Genomic DNA, 6,613 nt, shown 5'->3' with positions numbered 1-6,613 from the left:
GGGGCCGTGCGCGCGCTGGGTTCCGCCGACGTCGTGCTCTACGACCGCCTCGCGCCGCACGCGCGCCTGGCCGAGCTCGCGCCCGACGCCGAACTGGTCGACGTCGGCAAGCGGCCCGGCCACCACGCGCTGCCCCAGGAGGAGATCGAGGCACTCCTCATCGCCCACGCCCGCGCGGGCCGGCACGTCGTCCGGCTGAAGGGCGGCGACCCGTACGTGTTCGGGCGCGGCGGCGAGGAGGTGCTCGCCTGCCATCGGGCGGGCGTTCCCGTCGAGGTGCTGCCGGGCGTGACGAGCGCGGTCGCGGTGCCGGGTGCCGCAGGCATCCCCCTCACCCACCGCGGGATCAGCCGACTGTTCACCGTCGTCTCGGGGCACGCACCGTTCAGCGACGACGAGCTCCGTCACCTCGCGGGCCTCGGCGGGACGATCGTCGTGCTCATGGGCGTGAACACGCTGCCGCAGCTCGCGGCCGGGCTCGCCCGCCACGGCATGCGCGGCTCGATGCCGGTCGCGATCGTCGAGCGCGGGTTCCGGTGCGACCAGCGCACGACCATCGCCGACCTGTCGGGGATCGTGTCGGCCGCCGGGCTCGCCGGCGTCGCCTCGCCCGCGGTCATCGTCGTCGGCGAGGTCGTTCGACTCGCGCACGACGGCGACCGCACGGCGGCGGAGCTCATGGAGCGCGCGACGGGATTCGCGGCGGTGGCGACGTGACCGACCAGGTCGAGTCGACGATCGGGTTCCGTCCCGACCAGCTCGAGGGGTTCCGGATCGGCGTGACGAGCGACCGCCGATCAGCGGACCTCATCGACGCCTTCGTGCGCCGCGGCGCGCAGGTGGTGCACGCACCGACGATCCGCATGGCGAACGCGAGCTCCGACGAGCCGGTCATCGCCGACACGCGCGCGATCATCGATGCGCGACCGGACGTGCTCCTCGCGACCACGGCGTACGGCGTGCGGCGCTGGTTCGAGGTGGCGGATGCCGCGGGGCTCGGCGACGAGCTCCTGTGCGCGCTCGGGCGCACCGCCATCCTCGTCCGCGGCCCGAAGGCGCGCGGCGGGATCCGCGCGGCCGGCCTCGACGACGTCGGCATGAGCGCCGAGGAGACCACCGAGTCGCTGATCGACGAGGTCCTGGCGACGCATCCGCCGGGCCTCACCGTGGCGGTGCAGTTGCACGGCTACCTGCCGCCCGAGGCGCTCGACCGCCTGCGCGACGTGCACGATCGCGTGCTCACCGTGGAGCCGTACCGCTGGATCGACCCCGACCTCACCGACGAGCGCGTCGACCGCCTGATCGAGGCCGCCTGCACGGGGGGCCTCGACTGCATCACGTTCACGAGCGCGCCCGCCGTGCACGCCCTGCTCATGGCGGCCGAGGCGCGCGGCAGGTACGACGACCTGGTTGACGCGATGCGCGGCCCGGTGGTCGCCGCGACCGTCGGACCGGTGACGTCGGCCCCCCTGGTCGCGGCGGGTGTCACGCCCCTCCAGCCCGACCGGTTCCGGATGGGCGCGATGATCCGCCAGGTGTGCGAGCACCTCGAGGACACGCGCGTCATCCGCCTGGAGACGCAGCACGGCCCGGTCGCGCTGCGAGGCTCCGTCGTCGAGGTGCGCGGACGCCGCGTGGCGCTGCCGCCCGTCGCACTCTCGATCCTGCGGCCGCTCGTCCAGGCCCGGGGGTCCGTCGTCGCGCGCGAGCGCCTCGCGGCGGGCATGCCCGGCACGGCCGACGAGCACGCGCTCGAGGTCGCGCTGAGCCGCCTCCGGCAGACCCTCGCCGTGCCCGGACTCATCTCGACCGTGGTCAAGCGCGGCTACCGGATCGACGTCTGACCATGACCTCACATCGGCCTCGGGTGCGGGTGAGCAGGTGGGAACACGAAGTTCACCACCCGCGCCGGTCGGGGAAACACGCCGCGGATAGCGTCGCCTCACCAGCTCGACACGAGACCGACACCCCCCGGAGGCACCGATGACCGAGACCCTCTCCGCTCCGCCGCCCGCGGCCCCCGCCGCCGTCACCGCGCCCCCCGCCGCGGGCGCCCTCACCGTCCGGCCCGGCCGTTGGATCGACGGCTGGGACCCCGAGAATCCCGTCCAGTGGGAGCGCGAGGGCCGGCGGATCGCCGCTCGCAACCTCCGCTGGTCGATCTTCGCCGAGTTCCTGGGCTTCGTCGTCTGGCAGCTCTGGTCGATCGTGGTCGTCTCGCTCCCGGCCGCGGGCTTCGCCTTCGAGACCGGCCAGATCTTCTGGCTCATCTCGATCCCGGCACTCGTCGGGGCGACCCTCCGCATCCCGTACACGTTCATGGTCCCCCGCTTCGGCGGGCGCAACTGGACGATCGTGTCCGCGGCGCTCCTGCTCATCCCGGCGATCGGCCTCGCCGTCGCGGTCGCCAACCCCGAGACCCCGTTCGGCGTGATGCTCGCGATCGCGGCGCTCGCCGGCTTCGGCGGCGGCAACTTCGCGAGCTCCATGGCGAACATCACCTACTTCTTCCCGCAGCGCGAGAAGGGGTGGGCGCTCGGCCTGAACGCCGCGGGCGGCAACCTCGGCGCGTCCGTCGCGCAGTTCGTGGTGCCCATCGCGATCACCATCGGCGCGGCCGTCACGCTGAACCTGCCCCTCGCGGGCTGGATCTGGGTGCCGTTCATCCTCATCGCGATGGTCGGCGCCGCGCTCCGCATGGACAACCTCTCGAACGCGAAGGCGGATGTCGCGGCCTCGCTCGCGGCACTGCGGGAGCCGCACCTGTGGATCCTGGCCGTGCTCTACATCGGCACCTTCGGCTCGTTCATCGGGTTCGCGGGCGTCTTCCCGAAGCTCATCGCCGACCAGTTCCCCGACTTCTCGGCGTTCCACGTCGGCTCGGCGACCCTGTCGCTCGCGTTCATGGGCGCGCTCGTCGGCTCGCTCGCCCGGCCCTACGGCGGCCGCCTCGCCGACCGGTTCGGCGGCACGCAGATCACGATCGCGGCGTTCGCCGTGATGGCGCTCGGGGCCCTCGCGGTGGTCTGGACGCTCCCGCTCGGCAACTTCTGGCTCTTCCTCGGCCTCTTCCTGGTGCTGTTCACCGCGTCCGGCGTCGGCAACGGCTCGACCTACCGGATGATCCCGACGGTGTTCGCCCTCCGCGCCGGCGCGCACAACGCGCACGAGTCGGCCGGCGACGTGAGCTCGCAGCGGAAGGCGGCGGCGGCGCTCGGCATCATCTCGTCGGTCGGCGCGTACGGCGGGTTCGTGATCCCGCAGCTGCTCGGCTTCTCGAAGACCACGTTCGGCGACTACACGACGGGGCTCAGCTGGTTCGTGTGGGCGTACGCGGTGATGCTCGCCATCACCGCAGGCGTCTACCTGACCCTCGCGAAGCGCTCCGGACACCGGATCTGACCGGGGCGGGCCGGGCGACCTCACCGCCCGGCCCGCTCCCCCCACCACCGCGACGACATGCACTCCAGGAGGACGACATGGGAGCCGGGACCCACTGCCCCTACTGCGCCCTCCAGTGCGCGATGACGCTGACGGCGACGGATGACGCGACCGCGCCGATCGCGGTCGCGGGCCGCGACTTCCCCACCAACCGCGGCGGGCTCTGCAAGAAGGGGTGGACCTCCGCCGAGCTCCTGGCCGCACCGTCCCGCCTGACCGCGCCGCTCGTGCGCGAACCGGACGGCTCGCTGCGCGAGACCACGTGGGATGCGGCCCTCGACCTCGTGGCCGAGCGGCTCCGCGGCATCCGTTCGGAGCACGGCGCCGACGCCGTCGGCGTCTTCGGCGGCGGAGGCCTCACGAACGAGAAGGCCTACCTCCTCGGCAAGTTCGCCCGGCTCGCACTCGGCACGAGCCGCATCGACTACAACGGCCGCTACTGCATGTCGTCGGCCGCCGCCGCCGGCAACCGCGCCTTCGGCGTCGACCGCGGCCTGCCCTTCCCGCTCGCGGACCTGGACGACGGCACGACGATCCTCCTGCTCGGCACCAACGTCGCCGAGACCATGCCGCCGTTCATCGGCCACCTCGCGGGAGCGCAGGCGGCGGGCGGGCTCATCGTGGTCGACCCGCGGCGCACGGCGACCGCGCGGCTCACCGACGACGGGCAGGGGCTGCACGTCCAGCCCGCGCCCGGCACCGACCTCATGCTGCTCCTCGGCCTCGCGCACGTCGTGATCGCCGAGCGGCTCGTCGACGAGGACTACGTCGCCGCCCGCACGAGCGGGTTCGCCGCGCTGCGTCGGAGCGTCGCCCAGTGGTGGCCCGAGCGCGTCCAATCGGTGACGGGCGTGCCCGCGGCGACCGTCCGCGCGATCGCTCGCCGGCTCGCCGCCGGCGGCCGGACGTTCATCCTCACCGGGCGCGGCGTGGAGCAGCACGTCGACGGGACCGACACCGCGACCGCGGCGATCAACCTCGCGCTGCTCCTCGGACTGCCCGGTCGCCCCGGCAGCGGATACGGCACGCTCACGGGGCAGGGCAACGGCCAGGGCGGGCGCGAGCACGGCCAGAAGTGCGACCAGCTGCCGGGCTACCGGAAGATCACCGACCCCGCCGCTCGGGCCCACGTCGCCCGCGTCTGGGGCGTGGACGCCGCGGAGATCCCGGGCCCCGGCCTCCCGGCGATCGAGCTGCTCGGCTCGCTCGGCCGGCCCGACGGCGTCCGGGCACTGCTCGTGCACGGCTCCAACCTCGTCGTCTCCTCGCCCAACGTCGCGGACGTCCGACGCGGCATCGAGCGCCTCGACCTGCTCGTCGTCTGCGACTTCGTGCTGTCGGAGACCGCGGCCCTCGCCGACGTCGTCCTCCCGGTCCTCCAGTGGGCCGAGGAGGAGGGCACCATGACCAACCTCGAGGGACGCGTCATCCGTCGTCGCCGGGCGCTCGCGCCCCCGGCCGGCGCGCGCGACGAGCTCTGGATCCTGCACGAGCTCGCCCGACGGCTCGGGTCGGCCGCGCGCTTCGACACCGACGCCGAGACCGTGTTCGAGGAACTCCGACTCGCCTCCGAGGGCGGGATCGCCGACTACTCCGGCATCGACTACGCACTGCTCGACTCCGACGTCGAGGCGTACTGGCCATTCCCGCGCGGAGGCGCGGGCACCCCGCGGCTCTTCGCCGAGCGGTTCCACCACGACGACGGCCTCGCCCGCCTCGTGGCCGTGGCACCCCGCGCGGGCGCGCATCCGGCACCGTCGTCCGACGAGGTGACGCTCGTCACCGGGCGGTTGCTCGAGCACTACCAGAGCGGGGCTCAGACGCGCCGCGTGCCCGAGCTGCTGGATGCCCAGCCCGAGGCACGGGCCGCCATCCATCCGGCCACGGCGGCACGACTCGGCATCGCCGACGACGAGCCGGTGGAGGTCGCCAACGGACGCGGCACCGTGCGATGCCGGGCACGGCTCACCACAGACATCCGCACCGACGCGGTGTTCCTGCCGTTCCACTACGGCGACGAGCAGGCCGCGAACCTGCTCACCTCCGACGCGGTCGACCCGATCTCGTCGATGCCCGAGTTCAAGGCCAACCTCGTGCGCGTCACGCGCCTCGTCGAAGCGGGAGCCGGATCATGACCCCTCTCCGGATCGTCCTCATCGGCTACGGCCCGGTCGGTGCTCGCTTCGTCGAGGAGCTGCTGCCCGCCGTGCGGGCGGGCGCCGTCGCGCTCACCGTCGTCGCCGGCGAGCCCGTCGAGGCGTACAACCGGGTCCTCGTCGCCGAGTACGCCGTCGGCAACACCGACCTCGACGCGATGCTCGTCGGCGACCGCGAGGCCGCGGAGGAGGCCGGCGCCGCCGTGCTCCTCGGGGTCCGCGCGACCCGCGTCGACCGCGCGGCGCACGTCGTGCACCTCTCGACCGGCGAGGCGCTCCCCTACGACCGGCTCGTGCTCGCCACCGGATCGCGCGCGAACGTGCCGACGCTCGACGGCGTCGAACGGCCCAGGCGCGACCTGGCCGACCTCGAGCGTCACCCGTCGACGCTCGTCGCGCGCGACGACGGACTGCCGGCCGGCGTCACCGCGCTCCGCGACCTCGAGGACGCCGAACGGGTGCTCGAGGCGGTGCGCTCGCGCCGCCGCATCGTCGTGCTCGGAGCCGGCGTCCTCGGCCTCGAGCTCGCACTCGCCGCAGCCCACGCGGGCGCGCAGGTGTGCGTCGTCCACCACGGCCCCCATCCCATGCCGCGCAACCTCGACCGCGGTGCCGGGCACGTGCTGCGCTCGGCGCTGCGTCGCACGGGCATCACGGTCATCGCGCACAGCCGCGCCGAGGCGATCGGGTTCCGCACCGACGCGGCCGGCACGCGACGGTTCGACATGCTCGTCACGGCCGACGGCAAGCAGGTCCGCGGCGACCTCCTCGTGCTCTCGTGCGGCGTGAGCCCGCGGAACGAGCTCGCCACGCTCGCCGGGCTCCGCACCGCCGTCGGCATCGTCGTCGGGCCGGATCTCCGCAGCTGGTCCGACCCGGACGTCTACGCGATCGGCGACTGCGCCCAGGTCGTCGAGCGCACCGACGAGACCGCCGGTCGGCGCATCCTGCCGGGCGCCCCGTCCGGGCTGATCGGCCCGGGCTGGCGGCAGGCGGAGCACCTCGCCGCCGCGCTC

General features: G+C 74.0%; 5 protein-coding genes. All 5 read left to right on the top strand.

From position 1 onward, the window contains the following. A partial coding sequence (gene cobA, locus ESO86_RS09435) for a uroporphyrinogen-III C-methyltransferase (protein ID WP_129234669.1) occupies positions 1–717 on the top strand: 717 nt, incomplete at its 5' end. After that, a complete protein-coding gene (locus ESO86_RS09430) occupies positions 714–1,844 on the top strand; it encodes a uroporphyrinogen-III synthase (protein ID WP_129234668.1) in 1,131 nt (376 codons plus the stop codon). The genes cobA and ESO86_RS09430, both read left to right, overlap by 4 nt. 139 nt (positions 1,845–1,983) lie before the next feature. Beyond that, complete coding sequence (locus ESO86_RS09425) at positions 1,984–3,402, top strand: MFS transporter (protein WP_129234667.1); 1,419 nt, start codon at positions 1,984–1,986, stop codon at positions 3,400–3,402. A 77-nt stretch (positions 3,403–3,479) separates the two neighbouring features. Then, positions 3,480–5,576: a molybdopterin oxidoreductase family protein gene (locus tag ESO86_RS09420; RefSeq protein WP_129234666.1), complete on the top strand. Its 2,097-nt coding sequence runs from the start codon at positions 3,480–3,482 to the stop codon at positions 5,574–5,576. Next, a partial coding sequence (locus tag ESO86_RS09415) for an NAD(P)/FAD-dependent oxidoreductase (protein ID WP_165307580.1) occupies positions 5,573–6,613 on the top strand: 1,041 nt, incomplete at its 3' end. The genes ESO86_RS09420 and ESO86_RS09415, both read left to right, overlap by 4 nt.

Origin of the sequence: Agromyces binzhouensis, assembly GCF_004135055.1 — a bacterium.
In the GTDB taxonomy this organism is placed as follows: Bacteria; Actinomycetota; Actinomycetes; order Actinomycetales; family Microbacteriaceae; genus Agromyces; species Agromyces binzhouensis.
This window is presented reverse-complemented; position numbering and strand designations above follow the sequence as displayed.